The following is a 20,133-nucleotide window of genomic DNA, read 5'->3' as shown; positions in this document are numbered from 1 at the left end:
ACGCCAGACCTAAAACACAAAGAAGCCGCCCGACAAAACACAAGAACGGCCACTCAAAAAGGATTCAAACCCCAGGATCCCGAACCTTCTCCACCTGATCAAACTCAACATTATAAAATTCAGCCCCCCGCAACTCAGCCTTACGCATATAAACGGTCTGAACAATATCGCGGGTAGCAGCATCGATGGAAACCGGCCCGCGAACGCTCTCCCAGCTCATCCCCTTCATCACACCAAGCAGCTTCTCCCCATCAGCATCCCCGCCAGTCTTCTTGAGAGACTCATACAACAGGTGCATCCCGTCATAAGCCCCCACAGAATGGAAGTTCGCCCGCATCCCTTTGTTAGCCTTGGCCATCGCTTCCACGTATTCCTTATTGGAAGCAGAAGGATGCGCCGCAGAATAATGATGACTGCTCACCACATCCTTGGCCGCAGCCCCAATCCCCGCCATCAGATCATCATCCAGCACATCACCGGTACAGATCAGCCGAATCCCCGCCGCCCCCAGTCCCCGTTCGGTAAACTGCTTCAACACCGCCGCCCCCTCCCCTGACGGCACGAACACGAACAAGGCCTGCGGCCTGGCGTCCTTCACCCGCTGCAGGAAAGGCGCGTAATCGGGATTGCGCAAGGGCACCCGCACGCTCTCCACCACCTTGCCACCAGCCTCCGAAAACGTCTTCACGAACACCTTCTCCGCATCCAGCCCCGGCCCGTAATCGGAAACGAAAGTCACCACACTCTTGATGCCATTCTTCGCCGCCCAAGAAGCCAGCGGCGAAGTCACCTGCGCCAGCGTAAAGCCGGTCCGCACGATATAAGGAGAACGCTGCGGGATGATCGAAGTCGCTGCCGCCGTCACGATCATCGGCACCTTGGCCTGCGTAGCAATGGGAGCAGCTGCCAGCGCCAGCGGCGTCAGCCCGAAACCCATCAAGACCTGCGCCTTGTCACGCGACACCAGCTCCTGCGCCAGCCGCTTGGTCACATCCGGCGAGACCCCGCCGTCGTCCTTCAACAAGATCTCCACCTTGCGCCCGGCCACGCTGTCACCAAACTTCTGCTGATACAGTTTCACCGCCGCCTCGATCTGCCGCCCGGTCGAAGCAAACGGCCCCGACATCGGCACGATCAGGCCGACCTTCAACGGGTCAGCTGCGTGCGCCAGCAAGGGCACTGCACCCGCAGCCAATGCAGACCCCGCCAGCACCAGATGCCGACGGCGGCTATTGATCATCTCGCTCATCATGTCTCCTCATCTTCTGTTTTAGTCAATGATTTACAGCGAAGGCACTACAGATCCAGCACCAGCAAAGGACTCCGGGCACGCGAACAGCAAGGCGTGAACTGGTCATTGGCTGCCCGCTCCTCATCGGTCAGGTATTGATCGCGATGATCGGGCTCCCCCTCCAGCACCCGCGTGAGACAAGTCCCGCAGATACCCTGCTCGCACGACACCGGCACGTCCACTCCATGCTCGCACAAGACCTGGATGACCGTGCGATCCGCAGGAATGGTATAGACCTGCCCGCTGCTGGCCAGCTTCACATCGAAGGCGCCATTGCCTTCGGCCTGCACCGGCGCCGCACCAAAGTATTCGAAATGGACCTGCGACTCCGGCCAGCCGCGCGCACGCGCCGTATCGACCACGTAGCTGATGAAGCCAGCGGGACCGCAAACGTAGAGATGAGTGGAAGGATCAGCCTGCGCCAGCAATGCGTCGAGATCGAGCTTCTGCGCGGCATCGCCATCGTCGTAGTGATGCACGACGCGTCCGGCAAATCCCGATGCTGCAATACGCTCCCGAAACGCCTGCCGTGCCGGCGAGCGTGCGCAGTAATGCATCTCGAAGGAAGCTCCCGACGCTGCCAGAGACTCGGCCATGCAGAGAATGGGCGTCACGCCGATGCCACCGGCCAGCAACAGGCTGTGCTGCGCCGGCACCAGCGCGAACTGGTTGCGGGGCACGCCAATGGTCAGAACGTCTCCCACCTTCAGCGCCTCATGCACCGCCACCGAACCGCCACGCGAATTGGCATCCCGCAGCACGCCAATCTGATAGCGATGCTGCTCATGGGGCGCATTGCACAGCGAATACTGGCGCAGCAAGCCGCCCGGCAGATGCACGTCGATGTGCGCACCGGCCGTGAAGGCCGGCAAGGACGCGCCATCCACCGGGACCAGCTCCAGTCCGACGATGCCGTCGGCTTCCTCGCAGCGCGCCGCGACCTTGACCTGCAATGTCGTCATCGTCGCTCCTCAGGCGGCCGCAGCCTTGCCGGCCTCGGCTTCGCGCGCCAGCCACTTGTCCAGCACCTTGCGCGACTGCACGCCACCGGCATCGATGTTGAGCGCCAGCAGACGGCGCTCGGGATACTTCAGCAGGTTGGCCTGCTGCAACTCCAGCATCTCGCGGTCCTCGCCGAAGATCTTGCCCTGCCCTTCGCGGATGGTGGCCGTCAGCTCCTTGTCCTCGGGACGGAAATGACGCGCCATGCCCCAGAAATACCAGTGCGACGTCTCGGTCTCGGGCGTGATGAAATCCACCACGATGGAGGACGCCTTGTGTTCCGGCCCCGCCTCGTAACCGCCCTGCCCGGCATGCGCCACACCCACTTCGATCATCACGTGGCTGGGCGGCGAGAAGCGGCAGATCTGCCAGCGGTCCACCGGCACGTCATCGGCAAGCCCATTGCCGCGCAAGGCCATGCGCCAGAATGGCGGTGGCATGATGTTCTCCATGAAGCGGCTGGTGATGACCTGCTCACCCTCCACGCGGGTATTGACCGGCGCTTCGTCGATCTCCTTCTGGCCGATGCTGGAGGCATGGACGTAGGTCTCATGCGTGAGATCCATCAGGTTGTCGATCATCAGGCGATAGTCACAATTGATGTGATACAGCCCGCCGCCATAAGCCCACTCGGGATTGTCCGCCCATTCCAGATGATGGATCTGCGCCGGATCGGCCTGCTCCTTGTCGCCCGGCCATACCCAGATGAAACCGTAACGTTCCACCACCGGGAAGCTGCGAATGCACGGGAAGCCGCGCACACGCTGGCCGGGCATGCTGCGGGTATGGCCATCGCAGCCCATCTCCAGGCCGTGGTAGCCACAGACGAGCTGACCTTCGCGCACGAAGCCCAGCGACAGCGGCGCGCCGCGATGCGGACAGAAATCCTCGACGGCCGCGACCTGCCCTTCGGCACCACGATAAAACACGATCTTCTCGCCGCAGATCTGGCGGCCCAGCGGCTTGCTTTCGATTTCGTCGGGCGTACAGGCGACGTACCAGGCGTTCTTGGGGAACATGACGGTCTCCTCTTGGGTGAATTCCTCAATCGACACCGGCCTCGCAGAGACCAGCGCACTCGTGATGGGACTGCTCCAACTTGTTCTTTTCCGCAGTTCTGTTGATCCAGATCCTGTCGGGTCTCGCATTTTTCTGTTTTAATATTCAGCACACTGAATGTTAGGAAAAGTATCCGCCAATCCGCCGCGCAAGTAAACGCGCTGGCGGAGTTTTTTCATTGCGCGTTGCATCAATTGATTGAGGGAAAACGTGGCGGACCTTACACTGCCTCCTCACGGCTCCTGCCTGAAACTCATCCATTGCTGACCGATTCCGCCATGCCCGACACCCCGCACGCTCCCGACGAAAACCAGCTGACCGACCTCTACGAGCACCCCGGCCACCTGTTGCGGCGGGCGCAGCAGATTTCGGTGTCGATCTTTCATGATGAGGTGGGCGGCATCCTTACCCCGGTGCAATACGCGATCCTGCGCATGCTCTCCAATCATCCCGGCATCGACCAGGTGACCCTGGCCGGGCTGGTGGCCATCGATACCTCGACCGGTGCCACGGTCTGCGCCCGGCTGGAAGAAAAGGGCCTGCTGTTGCGCGAAGTCATTCCGCACAACCGGCGCCAGCGCGCACTGCGCATCACGGCGGCCGGCGAAGCCCTGCTGGAACAGCTGACCCCGGGATTGCAACGGCTGCGCAAGCGCCTGCTGGCACCGCTGGACGAGGACGAGCAGCGACAGTTCATGCTGCTGCTGGACAAGCTGGTGCAGCTGAACAACCCTCAGAGCCGCGCACCGCTGGCCAGATTGCAAGAGGAACGCTGCGACGAAGACTGAGGCGGCACCAGTTCCGTGCCGGCGGAAAACACGGCCGCCGTCAGTCCGCGCAACCAGGCATTGCCGCCATCCTTGTGGTACTTGCGATGCCAGTGCTGCTTCAGATCCATCGAGGGCATCTCGAAACCCGGCTCGACCAGCCGGATACCGGAGAACCGCGCCACGAATTCGCCAAACGCGCGCGGCACCGTGGCAATCAGATCAGAGGTCGCCACCAGCACAGGAATGGCCATGAAGTGCGCCGTCGACAGCGTGACCCGTCGCCGGATCTTGCGGCGTAGCAGGAAGCGTTCGCACATCGGTTCGTCTCGTCCTTCAGAATTGACCACGATATGCCCGGCAGCCTGGTAGTGCTCCAGGCTGATCCTCTGCATCTGCAAAGGATGGCCCGCGCGCAGCAGGCACACAAAGTCTTGCGACAACAAACGCTGCTGGAAGAAATTGCGCTGCTTGAGGTAGGGAAAATACCCGACGGCGAGATCGACCGCACCACTCTCCAACGCCCCTACCAGCTCTGCCGGTGCGGGCATCACCGTCGCCACCGAGGCATGCGGCGCTTCATCGCGGATACGCTCGATCAACCGCGGCAGCAGCATCAGCTCGCCGAAATCCGACAGCCCCAGCACGAAGCGTTTGGTCGTCGTGGCTGGCGTGAACTGATCGGTGGTCAGTACGTCGGCGTGGACCCGCTGCATGATCTCCCGGGTCGGCTCAATCAGGGTGATGGCACGCGGGGTAGGCTGCATGCCGCGCCCGGTCTTCACGAACAGCGGGTCGCCCAGCGCAATGCGTAATTTGTTGAGCGCTACGCTCACCGCGGGCTGGCTCATGTCGAGCTTCCTTGCAGCCGCACTCACGCTGCGCTCTTCGAAGATCGCCAAGGCAATCGGCAGCAGATTGAGATCGAAATTGGCCATGGCCTCTCCATTCCCCAAATGAAAGATGCCGAACATACCGCGCTTGAAAACGGATACCAATTCCAATACCGAATAAACGTTATTCGCAGTTAAGGGATTCTCAATAAAACTGATGAAGGTATGATGACGCGACACTGTTTCCGCATGGATACATTCCGGCGTTGCGCGACGATGGCGCGCAGCCAGTTGCCGCCGGCAGCGTGAGCTTCCACAGCGAGATCCGCATGGTCCTCCGCCGCCAGGTGACAGGCGCGCCCCTATCCCCGCCCGCCTTCTTCCGATAGACCGAACGCAACTCTCGCCCGTTGATGAAATGGGTTTCAACACATGCTCAAGAAAATCAAGGTCGGGGACCTGGTCCTCGGGATGTACTTTTGCGGATTCGAGGCCAGCTGGCTGGCGCACCCGTTCTGGAAGACGCGTTTCCTGCTCAGGCGGGAGAGCGATCTGCAGCAGGCGCGCGAGAGCGGCATTGCCTATTGCTGGATTGACGTATCACGCGGAGTGGATGTGGAAGAGGCCATGCCAACCGAGGAGGTAGCCACACCGTCCGTGACGGAGGACAGCGCAATCCCCGCCGATCCGGAGCACGTCAGCGCGGTGGCCCTGCGCGAACATGCGCGCGATATCACGCGTAACATGTTCAACGCTGCGCGCATGGGCAAGGTGGTGGAGCTGCCGCAGTGCCTGGAGCTGGTGGAGGATATCGCCTGCTCGGTGCTGCGCGACCCGAATGGTCTGCTCAGCGTGTTGCGCCTGAAGCTCGATGACGAATATACCTACCTGCACTCGGTGGCCGTCTGCGCACTGATGGTGGCCCTGGGACGTACACTGGGGCTGAGCGAAGCGGCCTGCCGCGAAGCGGGACTGAGCGGTTACCTGCATGACGTGGGCAAGGCATTCATCGACAAGGACATCCTCAACAAACCCGGCAAGCTGAGCGACAAGGAATTTGAACTGATCAAGCAGCATCCGGAGCTGGGCTATCACTACCTGATACAGAACCCGGACATCCCGGCCTATGCCTGCGACGTCTGCCGCCATCATCATGAACGCATCGATGGACGGGGCTATCCCGATGCCCTGCCGGCCGAGTCCATTTCGCTCTATGCGCGCATGACGGCCGTCTGCGATGTCTATGATGCGCTGACCTCCGAGCGCCCCTACAAGCACGGCTGGGATCCGGCCGAAGCGATCTCGCAAATGGCCAGATGGGAAGGTCATTTCGACCGGCGGCTACTGCTGGCGTTCGTCAAGACGCTGGGCATCTATCCGGTGGGCTCGCTGGTGCGGCTGGAATCGGGACTGTCCGGGCTGGTGATCCGCCAAAACCCGGCTGACCTGACCCGTCCCGTGCTCCAGGTGGTGCACGGCCGCGAACGGCAAGAGTTCGCCGGAGGCGGCGTGCTCGACCTGATGGCCTGGCCGCGCTCGGACACCATCATCGGACGCGGCGATGATGAATGGATCCGCCTGCGTCAATTGGCCACCGCGCATTCAGGTCCGCCGCAGGAAGGGGCAACCGGGCAGCAGGCGTCCTGCTGATCCTTCGTGATTGACCGTTTGGTCGCTACGCATGGGCGCCTCAGGCCACCGCCACCAGCCGGTCCAGCTTCTCCCCATCGTCCAGCAGGCTCTGACTATCCGACGCATGCACGATGCGGCCACGATCAAGCACGATGGCGCGCTGGGTCAATGACAGTGCCATGCGCGCATGCTGCTCCACCACGATCACCGACATGCCTTCCTCGCTGACCAGGCGGCGAATCACCTTCAGCAGTTCCTGCACGATGATGGGAGCCAGCCCTTCCATGGGTTCATCCAGCAGGAGGATGCTGGGACTGGTCATCAGCGCACGGGCAATGGCCAGCATCTGCTGCTCGCCGCCGGAGAGCTGGTTGCCCATGTTGTGGCGGCGCTCGTGCAGGCGCGGGAATATCTGGTAAATCTTTTGCAGGTTCCACTGGCCGCCGCGTTCCACCACGGTCAGGTGCTCTTCCACCGACAGCGAAGGAAACATGAAGCGTTCCTGCGGCACCCAACCCAGGCCCGCGTGGGCGCGCTTGTGCGTGGGCACGCGGGCGATGCTGCCGCCGCGCCAGCGGATGCTGCCGCTATGCAACCGGGTCAGGCCCATGAGCGTGATCAACAGGCTGGTCTTGCCCACGCCATTGCGGCCCAGCAGGGCCAGGCTCTCGCCTTCGTTCATGGCGAAGGAGACGTCTTCCAGCACGATCGATTCGCCATAGCCGGCGCTTACCTTTTCCAGTGCCAGCAGTTCAGGCATGTTCGGCCTCCCCCAGATAGACTTCCTTGACGCGCTGGTCGGCGGCGATCTCGGCCGGCGTGCCCTCCACCAGTACCTTGCCGCCCACCAGCACGGTAATGCGTTCGGCAAAACGGAACACCAGTCCCATGTCATGTTCGATGAAGACGATGGTGACCTCGCGCGGCAATTGCGCGATCACCTCGAAGAGCTCGCGGCTTTCCGCCGAGGGAATACCTGCCGCCGGTTCATCCAGCAGCAAGACCTTGGGCCTGGTGGCCAGCGCCAGCGCGATCTCGACCAGTCGCTGCTTGCCATAGGCCAGGCTGCGCGTGATGCTGTTGGCTTCCTGTTCCAGCTTCAGCGAGGCCAGCAAGGCCATGGCTTCTTCCACCACCTCGGTCTGGCTGGCCACCGTCTGGTACCAGCGGTATTGCAGGCCGCGCCGCTCCTGGATGGCCAGCACCACCGACTCCAGCACCGTGAGCCCGGCAAAGAGCGTATTGATCTGGAAGGTGCGCGTCATGCCGCGCTTGACACGCTCATGCTGGGGCAGCGCGGTGATGTCCTCGCCGCCGAACCAGACCTTGCCGCTGCTGGGCGCAAAGCCGCCGGTCAACAGGTTGATGAAGGTGGTCTTGCCGGCGCCATTGGGGCCGATCAGTGCATGGCGTGCGCCGGGTGCAAAGCTGAGCGACACGTCGCTGTTGGCCACGAAGCTGCCCCAGCGCTTGCTCAGGCCCTCCGTGCGCAGGGTGGTATCGCCTGGATGCGAATGCGTGCTCATGCGCGGTCTCCCTTGAAGAACTTGTCGCGCAGCACGGCCAGGCCACCGAGCAGACCGCCGCGCGCAAACAGGACGATGACGATCAGCAGCAGGCCGATCCAGAATTGCCAGTAAGCCGGATTGAGCCCGGAGAGCGTGTCCTGCGCCAGCATGTAGACCAGCGCCCCGACCAGCCCGCCATACAGGCGGCCGGTACCGCCCAGCACCAGGATGATGAGCAGTTCCGCCGAGCGCGGGAAGCCCAGTACGTCCAGTCCGACGAACTGCGTGGTCTGGGCCAGCAGCGCACCGGCCACACCGGCTACGGCAGCGGCGATGGTGAAGATCACCACCAGGCGCCGGTTGACGTCCGCGCCGATGGCCGGCATGCGCCGCCCGCCCTCGCGGATGCCGCGCAGGCCCAGGCCGAAGGGCGAATTGACCAGGCGACGCAATACCACGAACAGCAGCAGCAGCACCGCAAAACTGTAGCCATAGGCCACGCGGCCATTGAGGTCGAATTCGAAGACCCCGAAGATCTTGCCCATCGCCATGCCCGACAAACCATCGACGCCGCCCGTGATGAAGGCTGCCTTGTTGGCCGCCTCGAACAGCATCAGGCCGATGCCCAGTGTGACCATCAGGCGCGTCAGGTCGGCGCCGCGCACCACCAGGAAGCTCACCAGGAATCCGGCGATGGCCGCCACCACGGCCGCCAGCATCAGGCCCGTGATGGGCTCGCCCCAGCCATGCACTGCCAGCAGGCCGGCGGTATAGGCACCCAGGCCGAAGAAGGCGGCATGGCCCAGCGAGACGATGCCGGCATAGCCGAGGATGAGATCGAGCGACAGCGCGAACAGGCCCACGATCATGATCTGGCTGATCAGCACCAGGTAATCGGGGAAGACGAAATAGGCCGCCACCGGCAACAGCCAGAAAACGATTTCCAGCGGTGTCCAGCGGTCGTTGGGCAAATGCAGGGCAGGCTTCATGGCGGGCTTTCCGGTGCGGGCTGCGGGTAAGGAAGTGGAGTTCACGATACTCATCCGCGCCTCCGCATCAGCCCGGCCGGGAACAGGATCAGCAGCACCACCATCAGCCCATAGATGACGAAGGCGCCGATCTCGGGCACGTAGTATTTGCCGGCCACGTCGAACACGCCCAGGATCACCGCCGCCAGCAGCGGCCCCTTGATGGTGCCGGCGCCGCCCACGGCCACCACCAGCAGGAAGTAGACCATGTACTTGACCGGGAAGGTCGGGTCCAGCCCCAGCACGTCGATGCCCAAGCCGCCGCCCAGACCCGCCAGCCCCGAGCCGAGCGCGAAGGTCAGACTGAAGACGCGGCTGACGTTGATGCCCAGCCCGGCAGCAGCGACCTGGTTATCCACCGAGGCCCGGATCTGCGCGCCGAAGCGGGTGCGTTCGATCAACAGGCCCAGCGCCACCGTGACCACGATCACCACACCGATCAGGAAGACGCGATAGGCCCCCACCTCCAGCCCCAGCAGCCAGACCTGGCCGCGCAGCCAGTCCGGCAGCACCACTGGCTGCTGGGTCGGCCCCCACTGCCAGGTGGCCGCAGCCACCGACATGAAGGTCAGGCCGATGGAAAACAGCACCTGGTCAAGATGGCTGGCCTTGTAGAGACGGCGATAGAGGGAGCGTTCGAGCACCAGCCCGACCAGCGCGGCGGCGATGAAGGCCAATGGCAGCGTCGCCAGGAAGGGAACACCGATACCGTTGAGCAGCGTCACGCAGACATAGCCGCCCAGCATGGCAAAGGCACCGTGTGCCAGGTTGATGAAGTTCATCATGCCCATGGTCACCGACAGGCCCACGCTGATGAGGAACAACAGGCTGCCGTAGGCAATGCCGTCGAAGAGCACACCGAGGAAGTTGCCTAGCATGGCGCACCTCCGCGGCGACAAGTGCTGGGCGCGGCCGCACGCGGCGCGCAGTCATGATGCGGATGCATGATGCGATGTGTCTCCTCTTCTGGCCTGCGGCTCTCTTTTTGGTGGCCGCTTGGTAATGGGATAAATTATTTTTCTATTGTGCTGCGCCTGCCTCAGTTCATGCTTGATCAATTTTCACGAAGACCGTGGCGATCTTCATGGATGGCGCAACGCCGTGTGCGCGTCACGCCATCCCGGTTGCATCACACGCGCTCGATCACCATCGCGATACCCTGCCCCACGCCGATGCACATGGTGCACAGCGCATAGCGGCCACCCGTGCGCTCCAGCTGGTAGGTAGCCGTGGTCACCAGACGGGCACCGCTCATGCCCAGCGGATGGCCCAGGGCAATGGCACCACCATTGGGGTTCACGCGTGCATCGTCATCGGCCACACCCAGTTCGCGCAGCACGGCCAGGCCTTGCGAGGCGAAGGCTTCGTTGAGTTCGATCACGTCCATCTGATCGATGCTCATGCCCAGTTGCGCCAGCACCTTCTTGCTGGCCGGGGCCGGGCCCATGCCCATGATGCGCGGGGCGACGCCGGCCGTGGCCATGCCCAGGATGCGGGCGCGCGGCTTGAGCTGGTACTTCTCGGCCGCTTCGGCACTGGCCAGCAGCAGCGCGCAGGCACCATCGTTGACGCCCGAGGCATTGCCGGCGGTAACGCTACCATCGGGCCTGACCACACCCTTCAGGCGGGCCAGCGCTTCCATGCTGGTAGCGCGCGGATGTTCATCCTGGCTCACGGTGACGGGATCGCCCTTCTTCTGCGGGATCACCACCGGCACGATTTCCTGCGCCAGGGTGCCATTGGCTTGCGCGGCGGCGGCCTTGGCCTGGCTGCGCACGGCGAACTGGTCCTGGTCTTCGCGGCTGACCTTGAAATCGACGGCGACGTTTTCGGCGGTCTCGGGCATGGCGTCCACGCCATACTTCTGCTTCATCAGGGCATTGACGAAACGCCAGCCGATGGTGGTGTCCTGGATCGCGGCCTGGCGCGAGAAGGCGCTGTCGGCCTTGCCCATCACGAAAGGCGCGCGGGTCATCGATTCGACGCCACCGGCAATCATCAACTGGGTCTCGCCGGACTTGATGGCGCGCGCGGCCGTGCCCAGCGCATCCATGCCGGAACCGCACAGGCGGTTGATGGTGCTGCCCGGCACTTCCTGCGGCAGGCCGGCCAGCAGCAGCGACATGCGTGCCACGTTGCGGTTGTCTTCACCGGCCTGGTTGGCGCAGCCGAAGATCACATCATCGACAGCCTTCCAGTCCACCTGCGGATTGCGCTCCATGAGCGCGCGCAGCGGCACGGCGCCCAGGTCGTCGGCGCGCACGTCCTTGAGCGCGCCGCTGTAGCGGCCGATGGGGGTGCGGATGGCGTCACAGATAAATACGTCTTTCATGCATTCCTCGCAGCGATAAGAGTGACGGATCAGGCGGCCGGGCGCAGCGGCGCGCCGGTCAGTTCCTGCAATTGCGCGAAGGACAGGCCTTCGACGATCTCACGTACCTGCAGGCCTTGCGGGGTCACGTCGATGACGGCCAGGTCGGTGTAGATGCGGTTGACGCAGCCGATGCCGGTCAGCGGATAGGAGCAGGCCTCCACCAGCTTGCTCTCGCCGGTCTTGGTCTGGTGATCCATCATCACGAACACCTGCTTGGCACCGATGGCCAGGTCCATCGCACCGCCCACGGCGGGGATGGCGTCGGGCGCACCGGTATGCCAGTTGGCCAGGTCGCCCTTGGCCGACACCTGGAAGGCGCCCAGCACGCAGATGTCGAGATGGCCGCCGCGCATCATGGCGAAGGAGTCGGCGTGGTGGAAGTAGGAGCCGCCGGTCAGCAGGGTGACCGGCTGCTTGCCGGCGTTGATGAGGTCTTCGTCTTCCTCGCCGGGGGCCGGGGCCGGGCCCATGCCGAGCACACCGTTTTCGCTGTGCAGGAAGATTTCCTTGTCGGCCGGCAGGTAGTTGGCGACCTTGGTGGGCAGGCCGATGCCCAGGTTCACGTAGGCGCCCTCGGGAATGTCCTGGGCCACGCGGGCGGCGATCTCTTCACGGGTAAAGCGCTTCATTGCTGTGCCTCCTTGGTTTGCACGATCCGCTGCACGAAGATGCCGGGCGTGATGATGTTTTCCGGATCGAGCTGGCCCAGCTCCACCACTTCGCTCACCTGGGCGATGGTGACCTTGGCGGCCATGGCCATGATGGGGCCGAAGTTGCGCGCGGTCTTGCGATATACCAGGTTGCCCCAGCGGTCGCCACGCAGCGCCTTGATGAGCGCGAAGTCGGCGTGGATGGGCGACTCCAGCACGTAGTGCTTGCCATCGATGAGCCGGGTTTCCTTGCCTTCGGCCAGCATGGTGCCGTAACCGGTCGGGCTGAAGAAACCGCCGATGCCGGCGCCGGCGGCGCGGATGCGCTCGGCCAGGTTGCCCTGCGGGGTCAGTTCCAGTTCGATCTCGCCGGCGCGGTAGAGCGCATCGAAGACGTGGGAATCGGTCTGGCGCGGGAAGGAACAGATGATCTTCCTGACGCGCTTGGTCTTGAGCAATGCGGCCAGGCCCGTATCGCCGTTGCCGGCATTGTTGTTGACGATGGTCAGGTCGCGTGCGCCCTGGGCGATCAGCGCATCGATCAGGGCCGAGGGCATGCCGGCATTGCCGAAGCCACCGATCATGATGGTGGCACCATCATGGATGTCGGCCACCGCCTGCTCCAGGGAGTCAGAAATTTTATTGATCACGTTGCTCTCACTTTAGATGCGGCGCCTGCAACTGCGCCTGCTGGATGCCTCGCTGCACTTCTCTTTGCCGTGCGGCCAGGCGGCTTGGGACTCGTCTCTGCCGGTGTGGACGGGCATGTCGGCGGTTTCAGGGGGCGTCAGCGGGGTGACGTTTTCCGCACCAACATGTTCGATCACCGAACTAATGTTTGATTTTCGCACAAAAAGAGTTTAGCGATCCGGCTTGACGGCCGTCAAGAAAAAACCGCAGGATGTGTTCGCTTGCCGCACAAAACGCTAAAATTCTGACGTCGCCTGACATTGCCCACGCCGACCTCCTCCATCAGATCAGAGAGCCCACCAGAGCCCATGCCCATCGCACCTGCTGCCAAAACCCGCAAGACTGCCGCCAAGAGCGCCACCGCTGCCAAGGAGGCCAAGCTGCCGAAGGCTGCAGCCACGGCCAGCCGCCGCCGCAAGGCCAAGGACGCCGACGAGGCGGGCAGCGCACCCCAGGCCGAACGCGAGCTGACCATTGCCGAAGAGATCGATGCCCTCACCGATCCCAGCTTCATGACCTCGCTGGCGCGCGGGCTGGCGGTGATCCGCGCCTTCAGCGATTCGCGCCGCAGCCTGACCATCGCCCAGATCAGCCAGAAGACGGGCATTCCGCGCGCAGCCGTACGGCGCTGCCTGCACACCTTGAAGCAACTGGGCTATGCCGATTCGGACGTCAACAATTTCTCGCTGCGCCCCAAGATCCTCACGCTGGGCTACTCCTATTTGTCGTCCACCCCGTTGACCGTTTCTGCACAGCCCTACCTGAACAACATCAGCCGCACCCTGGGCGAGTCCTGCTCGCTGGCGGTGCTGGATGACAATGAAGTGCTCTACGTTGCGCGCTCGGCCACTTCGCGCGTGATGTCGGTGGCGCTCAATACTGGCAGCCGCCTGCCGGCCTATTGCACCTCGCTGGGCCGGGCCATGCTGGCACATCTGCCGGACGACCAGCTGAAGGCCTACTTCGAGAAGGTCAAGCTGCGCGCACTGACCGACAAGACTGTGGTCTCGCAAAAACGCCTGCGCGACATCCTGGCTGGCGTGCGCGAGCAGGGTTACGCCGTCATCGATGAAGAACTCGAAGTGGGCCTGCGCTCCATCGCCGTCCCTGTGCGCGGCGCCTCCGGCAACGTGCTGGCGGCATTGAACGTGGGCGCACAGGCCGCACGCGTCTCGGTGGCACAGATGGAAGAAGAGATCCTGCCGGTGCTCTTGCGCGGCGCGCAGGAATTGTCGGTGCTGCTACCCTGAAAAAACAGGTCCGCGCTCCTCCTTCAGGACGAGCGCGGACCGAAGACAAAAACAGACCCTGTCTTTGCCGTGCTGCGGATGTCGGCGCACCCATCTGGTGTCCAGGTGCGCCATCCTCCTCAAGACTGCCAGTCGTTCATTACCCCGTCAGATCAGAAGGTGTGACGGATGCCCGACATCACGCCAAACTGGTTCTTGCCCGCACCCACGGTACCACCGGCATCGATGGCCACCGCCGAGGTGCCGCCATTCTTGATGTAGCCCACCGAGGTGTAGAGCGCCGTGCGCTTGGACAGGTTGTAGGTCAGGCGCGCCACCGACAGGGTGACGTCGTTGGGGCTGTTCTTCACATCCAAGCGCGAGACTTGCGCATCCAGTACCAGGGCGGTGGTCAGCGGATAGCTGAAGCCCAGGTAGTAGAGATCGGAATCGGTATTGGCAGTGGCCGCGCGGGTGCGGCGATCCACCACGCCGGCGCCGATCTTGACGTCACCGATCATGTAGTAGCCGTTGAGGGTGACGCGCTGGTCGCTGTTGTCGCTGCTGGTCAGGCCACCGGAAGCGCCGGTATTGCCATAGAGGATGTCATAGGACGAGGTGAACCCCCAGCCCTGGCCGTCATACCCCAGCAGCGCGGTGACCTGGCGGCAGGCCTTGCTGTTGCCCGCCACTTCGCCAGGACAGTTGGTCGCAGCAGGACCACCGGTGGAGGAGGCGTCGCGGCCAAAGCTGTAGGTGGCCCCCAGCGTGAAGCCGCTGAAGCTGCCAAGGTAGCCGATGGCGTTGTCGCTGCGGGCATTGGGCAGATACGTATCGATGCTGCCGATGGCGAAGATGTTGGGGCCCAGCACGTCCGTCTTGAGCTGCGAGATGTAGGTCATGTTGAGCTGGCGACCCAGCATGAGCTGGCCCCACCCGCCCTTCAATCCCACATACGACTGGCGGCCGAAGAGGCGGCCTCCCTGCCCCAGGGCGCCGGTGTCGGGCGCGAAGCCGTTTTCCAGCACGAACATCGCCTGCAGGCCGCCGCCCAGGTCTTCCGTGCCACGGAAGCCGATACGCGACGGGAACGTGCCCGTCAGCGATGGCATCTTGAAGACCGAATTGCCGGCCGCGTTGGCATTGGTGGTGTAGACCACGCCGGTATCGATGATCCCGTAGATGGTCACCGAACTCTGCGCCATGGCCGAACCGGCCATGCCTGTGTACATCGCACATGCGGCGGCGGCCAGGGCCACTGCGCGCAAGGTGTTTTTTGTTGTCATTGCCATCTCCTCCTGATTTCATTGAATGTGAATGGCCGGTTCACTGCCGGCGCTCGCCCTCCTCCAGGCGCACGCCAGCGATTCGCCGCTCTCCGGCCGGGAGACTTCCGGTGTGGCCAGTCCCCTCTGGGTGTACTGCGACTGCCTGTTGCGAATTCCTGCGGCCGCATGGCGGTTTCTCGAAGCGCGGGCGCAAAATGCCCCCTGCCCCATGGTCAGCGCCATCGGCATGCGTACTGCGGTGACACCTTCGGTGTCATCTTCAAAAAAGCGAGTTGGTCGGCGCCGCCAGGCGGGCACCGCAGAAAGAAGCGTCTCGTTGCTTATTATTTATAACTTTTATTAGCCGTTCGGCTACCGCACATCGGTTTGTTTACCGAACGGATGGTGCGATACTATTGTCCGCACCGAAGCTTTGTCAACAAGGCGAGCCAAGGAAGGGAATTCGATGCGTCGTCCGTCTGCAACAGTCGGACCGGCGATGAGACCATCAGGGCGGCGACAGAACCGCAGGCTCATCGCCGCTCACCCCAATCACAAAGGAGACAAGACAATGAGATTCAAGAAGATCGCAATGCTGGCCATCATGGCCGCCTCCGGCACCTTGCTGAGTGCGCTTGCGCACGGTCAGGAAACCATCAAGGTCGGCCTGATCGCCGCGTTCTCCGGCCCCTTCGCCGACTATGGCAAGCAGATGGAAGGCGGCATCAAGGCTTACATGGCGCAGCATGGCGACCAGGTTGCCGGCAAGAAGGTGCAGATCATCATCAAGGACACCACCGGCCCCGCGCCCGAGATCGCCAAGCGCCTGGCGCAGGAACTGGTGGTGCGCGACAAGGTGGATTTCCTGGCCGGCTTCGGCCTGACGCCCGAAGCGCTGGCCGTGGCCCCCATTGCGGAACAGGCCAAAAAGCCCATGATCATCATGAACGCCGCCAGCTCCGTCATCACCACCAAGTCCAGCTACATCGCACGCTTTTCGATGACGCTGCCGCAGGTCTCGGGCCCCATGGCAACCTGGGCGCTGAAGAACGGCATCAAGCGCGTAGTCACGCTGGTGGCCGATTACGGGCCGGGCATCGATGCCGAGACCGCGTTCAAGACCAACCTGCTGGGCGGTGGCGGCCAGGTGGTCGAATCGATCCGGGTGCCGCTGCGCAATCCTGAATTCGCCCCCTACATCCAGCGCATCAAGGATGCCAAACCGGAGGCGGTCTTCATCTTCGTGCCGGCCGGCGAGCAAAGCATTGCCTTCATGAAAGGCTACCGTGAACGCGGCCTGGCTGAGGCCGGCATCAAGGTCATCGCCACCGGCGACCTGACGGACGATCACGTGATGCCTGCCATGGGCGACTCCACGCTGGGCGTGATCACCACCTTCCACTATTCGGCCGCGCATGACTCGCCGGAGAACAAGGCCTTCCTGAAAAGCTTTGCGGCGGCCAATCCCGGTGCGGGCCGCCCCAATTTCATGGCCGTGGCCGCCTATGACGGCATGAACGCCATCTACGAAGTCAGCAGAAAACTCAACGGCAAGATCGATGGCGACCGCGCCATGGCCATCCTCAAGACCATGAAATTCGTCAGCCCGCGCGGCCCCATCGCCATCGACCCGGCCACGCGCGACATCGTGCAGACCGTGTACGTGCGCAAGGTCGAGAAGATCGGCAACGAAGCCTACAACGTCGAGTTCGACAAGTTCGAGAACATGAAGGACACCGGCAAGTAGTCCCCCCGCCGATACTCCACGGAAACGCCGGTGATGCAGTGCACACCGGCGTTTTTGTTTGCGCGGTCAACAGCCACGCAGGCTGGCGCGACGCTGGTCATCGCAGCGTCATCATTGCGACGCGGCGCAGCAATTTGAGCAGTGGCCGACGCCGCTATTTTTGTTCGTTAATCGCCCGCTTTTACGTTGTTCGCACAGAACGAAATGCCGATGGGGCTTGCGTTTACCTCGACTTTACTTATACTGAATAAACGTTATAACTTATAACTAATTCAAACGCCCAGCGCGACATACAGAGACATTCAGAGACAGCATGAACCAGCACAGCGACCTCCTCGATATCCAAGTTCACGGCGCCATCGCAGAGATCGCGCTCAACCGCGCCGCCAAACGCAACGCCCTCAATGATCCGCTGGTGCGGGCCATCCGCGACTGTTTCGAGGATCTCCCCGAGGGCGTGAAGGTGGCCATCATCCACGGCATCGGCGAACACTTCTGCGCCGGCCTGGACTTGTCCGAACTGCGCGAGCGCGACACCACCGAGTCCCTGCATCACTCGCGCATGTGGCATGCGGCCTTCGAGCAGATCGCCTTCGGCCGCGTGCCGGTGATTGCCGTGCTGCATGGCGCGGTGATCGGCGGTGGCCTGGAACTGGCCTCGGCCGCGCATATCCGGGTGGCCGAACCAAGCGCCTTCTATGGCTTGCCGGAAGGCCAGCGCGGGCTCTTCGTCGGCGGTGGCGGTTCGGTACGGATCTCGCGCCTGATCGGCGTGGCGCGCATGGCCGACATGATGCTGACCGGGCGCGTGTTGAATGCCGAAGAAGGCCACCAGGCCGGTATCTCGCAATACAGCGTGGCCGCCGGCGGCGGACTGGACAAGGCGCGCGAACTGGCCGAGCGCATCGCCCGCAATGCGCCCATGACCAACTACGGCATCATGCACGTGCTGCCGCGCATCCATGACCAGTCGATCCAGGACGGCCTGATGACCGAATCGCTCATGGCGGCCGTGGCCGGCAGCGATCCCGATACCAAGGGTCGCCTGGCGGCCTTCCTCGATCACAAGCAGAACAAGGTCAAGCCGACCTGAAGCAACATCAGCAGGCCAGCAAGTCAGTAATACAGAGAAGTACACAACAACACGCCAGCCCGGCTACGGCCGGACCGGCAACACAACAGAGACATGTATGAACACTCCACCTCGCTATCGCAGCGTCAGGTTCGGCATCGGCGGCGTCGACGTCGTGCCGGGCGCTGACGGCATCTCCATCGTCAAGACCCGCCAGCCGCTGGAAGCCTATCCGGCGCGCCTGACCGACAAGCTGATCCACTGGGCAACGGTCGATCCCGAGCGCACCTACATGGCGCGCCGGGACAAGGAAGGTCAGTGGCGCCGCATCAGCTATGGCCAGGCGCTGCAAAGCGCACGCCGCATCGGCCAGGCACTGTTGCAGCGCGGACTCTCGGCGGAGCGTCCGTTGTTGATCCTGTCCGAGAACGACCTCGAACACGCCATGCTGGTGCTGGGCTGCCACTATGCGGGCGTGCCCTACGCCCCCGTGTCGTCGGCCTATTCGCTGCTGTCCAAGGATTACGCCAAGCTGCGCCATGCGGTGCAGCTGCTCACGCCCGGACTGATCTTCGCCGCGCATGGCGAGAAGTTCGCGGCTGCCGTCAATGCGGTCGCGCCCGATATCGAATTCGTGGTCACCGAGGCACCGCCCGCCGGGCGCGAGTGTACGCTCTATGCCGAGCTGGAAGCCACCCGCGCCGGCGATGAAGTCGAACGCGCCTATGCCGCCACCGGTCCGGACACCATCGTCAAGTTCCTCTTCACCTCGGGCTCGACCAAGATGCCCAAGGCAGTCATCAATACCCAGCGCATGATGTGCAGCAATCTGCAGATGATCGTGCAGACCTTCCCCTTCCTGGGCGAAGAGCCGCCCATCCTGATCGACTGGCTGCCCTGGAACCACACCTTCGGCGCCAACCACAACGTGGGCATCGTGATCTACAACGGCGGCACCATGTACATCGACGAGGGCAAACCCACGCCGCAAGGACTGGCCACCACCCTGGCCAACCTGCATGAGATTGCGCCGACCGTATATTTCAACGTACCGGTAGGCTGGGAAGGCATCGCCCATGCGCTGGAGAAGGACCAGGCGCTGCGCGCGAAATTCTATAGCCGCCTGCGCATGCAGTTCTACGCCGGCGCCGCGCTGGCCCAGCCGGTCTGGGACAAGTTGCATGCCACCGCCGAGGCCACCTGTGGCGAACGCATCGTGATGTCCTGCGGACTGGGCATGACCGAGACCTCGCCTTCGGCGCTGTTCGTGGTGGACCACCAGGTGCAGGCCGGGCAGATCGGCATTCCCACGCCCGGCATGGAAATCAAGCTGGTACCCAATGGCGACAAGATCGAGATCCGCTATCGCGGCCCCAACGTCACGCCCGGCTACTGGCGTGCTCCGGAGCAGACCGCCGAGGCCTTCGATGAAGAAGGCTACTTCCGTTCCGGCGACGCCGTACGCTGGCTGGACCCGGCCCATCCGGATCGCGGCTTCATATTCGATGGCCGGGTGGCCGAGGATTTCAAACTCTATACCGGCACCTGGGTCAGCGTGGGCCCCTTGCGCGCCCTGATTGCGCACGAAGGCGCCCCCTATCTGCAGGATGCCGTCATCACCGGCCAGGACCGCAACGAAGTCGGCATGCTGATCGTTCCCAACATCGAGCGCTGCCGCCAGCTGGCACGCCTGCCCGCCGATGCCTCGCGCGCCGACGTGCTCAATGCAGCCCCGGTGCGGGACTTCTTCCAGGGTGTACTGGACCGCCTGCAAGCCCATGCCACCGGCAGTTCCAATCGCGTCACCCGGGCACTGGTGCTGATCGACCCGCCCTCCTTTGACCGCGGCGAAATCACCGACAAGGGTTCCATCAACCAGCGCTCCGTGCTGACACACCGCGCGGCCCTGGTGGAGATGCTTTACGCAGGCACCGATCCGGCCGTGCTGACCGCGCAGGCCGCGCTCTCTCCCGCTCACTGAGG

At 63.3% G+C, this 20,133-nt stretch carries 19 protein-coding genes; 7 read left to right on the top strand and 12 right to left on the bottom strand.

Annotated features, from left to right (window positions below):
- Positions 1 to 64: 64 nt before the first annotated feature.
- From ACVC5H_RS04995 to ACVC5H_RS04985, 3 genes are read right to left on the bottom strand one after another with little or no spacing between them, the layout of a single operon-like run.
- Positions 65 to 1,252: an ABC transporter substrate-binding protein gene (locus tag ACVC5H_RS04995; protein WP_489621283.1), complete on the bottom strand. Its 1,188-nt coding sequence runs from the start codon at positions 1,250 to 1,252 to the stop codon at positions 65 to 67.
- Positions 1,253 to 1,296: 44 nt separating this feature from the next.
- Positions 1,297 to 2,253 (bottom strand): PDR/VanB family oxidoreductase, encoded by a 957-nt coding sequence (locus ACVC5H_RS04990; RefSeq protein ID WP_489621282.1) that lies wholly within the window; start codon positions 2,251 to 2,253, stop codon positions 1,297 to 1,299.
- 9 nt (positions 2,254 to 2,262) lie between these two features.
- Positions 2,263 to 3,312 carry a Rieske 2Fe-2S domain-containing protein gene (locus ACVC5H_RS04985; RefSeq protein WP_489621281.1) on the bottom strand — a complete coding sequence of 350 codons (1,050 nt, stop codon included), beginning with the start codon at positions 3,310 to 3,312 and terminating at the stop codon, positions 2,263 to 2,265.
- Between the two features lie 318 nt (positions 3,313 to 3,630).
- Here ACVC5H_RS04985 and ACVC5H_RS04980 point away from each other — a divergent pair, with 318 nt between their 5' ends.
- Complete coding sequence (locus ACVC5H_RS04980; RefSeq protein ID WP_489621280.1) at positions 3,631 to 4,140, top strand: MarR family winged helix-turn-helix transcriptional regulator; 510 nt, start codon at positions 3,631 to 3,633, stop codon at positions 4,138 to 4,140.
- On the opposite strand, the gene ACVC5H_RS04975 is transcribed toward ACVC5H_RS04980, so the two are convergent.
- On the bottom strand, positions 4,086 to 5,192 hold the full coding sequence (locus ACVC5H_RS04975; RefSeq protein WP_489621279.1) for a LysR family transcriptional regulator: 1,107 nt from the start codon (positions 5,190 to 5,192) through the stop codon (positions 4,086 to 4,088). The two genes, ACVC5H_RS04980 and ACVC5H_RS04975, sit on opposite strands and share 55 nt — an antisense overlap.
- Positions 5,193 to 5,384: 192 nt before the next feature.
- Here ACVC5H_RS04975 and ACVC5H_RS04970 point away from each other — a divergent pair, with 192 nt between their 5' ends.
- The gene (locus ACVC5H_RS04970; protein ID WP_489621278.1) at positions 5,385 to 6,602 is read left to right on the top strand and encodes an HD-GYP domain-containing protein; all 1,218 of its coding nucleotides are present in this window, start codon (positions 5,385 to 5,387) and stop codon (positions 6,600 to 6,602) included.
- Between the two features lie 40 nt (positions 6,603 to 6,642).
- On the opposite strand, the gene ACVC5H_RS04965 is transcribed toward ACVC5H_RS04970, so the two are convergent.
- The 7 genes from ACVC5H_RS04965 to ACVC5H_RS04935 form a co-directional block, all read right to left on the bottom strand.
- Positions 6,643 to 7,344 (bottom strand): ABC transporter ATP-binding protein, encoded by a 702-nt coding sequence (locus ACVC5H_RS04965; protein ID WP_489621277.1) that lies wholly within the window; start codon positions 7,342 to 7,344, stop codon positions 6,643 to 6,645.
- Complete coding sequence (locus ACVC5H_RS04960) at positions 7,337 to 8,110, bottom strand: ABC transporter ATP-binding protein (RefSeq protein ID WP_489621276.1); 774 nt, start codon at positions 8,108 to 8,110, stop codon at positions 7,337 to 7,339. The genes ACVC5H_RS04965 and ACVC5H_RS04960 overlap by 8 nt, the downstream gene beginning before the upstream one ends.
- Positions 8,107 to 9,135 carry a branched-chain amino acid ABC transporter permease gene (locus ACVC5H_RS04955; protein ID WP_489621275.1) on the bottom strand — a complete coding sequence of 343 codons (1,029 nt, stop codon included), beginning with the start codon at positions 9,133 to 9,135 and terminating at the stop codon, positions 8,107 to 8,109. Before ACVC5H_RS04955 ends, ACVC5H_RS04960 begins: the two co-directional genes overlap by 4 nt.
- Entirely contained in the window at positions 9,132 to 9,998 is an 867-nt protein-coding gene (locus tag ACVC5H_RS04950) for a branched-chain amino acid ABC transporter permease (protein ID WP_489621274.1), read from the bottom strand. The genes ACVC5H_RS04955 and ACVC5H_RS04950 overlap by 4 nt, the downstream gene beginning before the upstream one ends.
- Positions 9,999 to 10,249: 251 nt before the next feature.
- Positions 10,250 to 11,452, bottom strand: a complete 1,203-nt coding sequence (pcaF, locus tag ACVC5H_RS04945) for a 3-oxoadipyl-CoA thiolase (RefSeq protein WP_489621273.1) — start codon at positions 11,450 to 11,452, stop codon at positions 10,250 to 10,252.
- Between the two features lie 29 nt (positions 11,453 to 11,481).
- Positions 11,482 to 12,123 carry a CoA transferase subunit B gene (locus ACVC5H_RS04940; RefSeq protein ID WP_329801859.1) on the bottom strand — a complete coding sequence of 214 codons (642 nt, stop codon included), beginning with the start codon at positions 12,121 to 12,123 and terminating at the stop codon, positions 11,482 to 11,484.
- Complete coding sequence (locus ACVC5H_RS04935) at positions 12,120 to 12,794, bottom strand: 3-oxoacid CoA-transferase subunit A (RefSeq protein WP_489621272.1); 675 nt, start codon at positions 12,792 to 12,794, stop codon at positions 12,120 to 12,122. The genes ACVC5H_RS04940 and ACVC5H_RS04935 overlap by 4 nt, the downstream gene beginning before the upstream one ends.
- 348 nt (positions 12,795 to 13,142) lie before the next feature.
- On the opposite strand from ACVC5H_RS04935, the gene ACVC5H_RS04930 reads away from it, so the two are divergent.
- Entirely contained in the window at positions 13,143 to 14,084 is a 942-nt protein-coding gene (locus tag ACVC5H_RS04930) for an IclR family transcriptional regulator domain-containing protein (RefSeq protein WP_489621271.1), read from the top strand.
- 152 nt (positions 14,085 to 14,236) lie between these two features.
- On the opposite strand, the gene ACVC5H_RS04925 is transcribed toward ACVC5H_RS04930, so the two are convergent.
- Positions 14,237 to 15,349, bottom strand: a complete 1,113-nt coding sequence (locus ACVC5H_RS04925; protein WP_489621270.1) for a porin — start codon at positions 15,347 to 15,349, stop codon at positions 14,237 to 14,239.
- 31 nt (positions 15,350 to 15,380) lie between these two features.
- Between ACVC5H_RS04925 and ACVC5H_RS04920 the strand changes: the two genes are divergently transcribed.
- The 4 genes from ACVC5H_RS04920 to ACVC5H_RS04905 all read left to right on the top strand — a co-directional run bounded on the left by ACVC5H_RS04920 (position 15,381) and on the right by ACVC5H_RS04905 (position 20,131).
- Entirely contained in the window at positions 15,381 to 15,695 is a 315-nt protein-coding gene (locus ACVC5H_RS04920) for a hypothetical protein (protein ID WP_489621269.1), read from the top strand.
- 207 nt (positions 15,696 to 15,902) lie between these two features.
- Entirely contained in the window at positions 15,903 to 17,078 is a 1,176-nt protein-coding gene (locus tag ACVC5H_RS04915; RefSeq protein WP_489621268.1) for an ABC transporter substrate-binding protein, read from the top strand.
- A gap of 313 nt (positions 17,079 to 17,391) precedes the next feature.
- Entirely contained in the window at positions 17,392 to 18,171 is a 780-nt protein-coding gene (locus ACVC5H_RS04910) for a crotonase/enoyl-CoA hydratase family protein (protein ID WP_489621267.1), read from the top strand.
- A gap of 97 nt (positions 18,172 to 18,268) precedes the next feature.
- Complete coding sequence (locus tag ACVC5H_RS04905; RefSeq protein WP_489621266.1) at positions 18,269 to 20,131, top strand: feruloyl-CoA synthase; 1,863 nt, start codon at positions 18,269 to 18,271, stop codon at positions 20,129 to 20,131.
- Positions 20,132 to 20,133: the final 2 nt, after the last annotated feature.

Source organism: Herbaspirillum sp. Her3, assembly GCF_057961275.1.
Note: the sequence above shows the minus strand (reverse complement) of the source record. Positions and strands in the feature narration are given on the sequence as shown.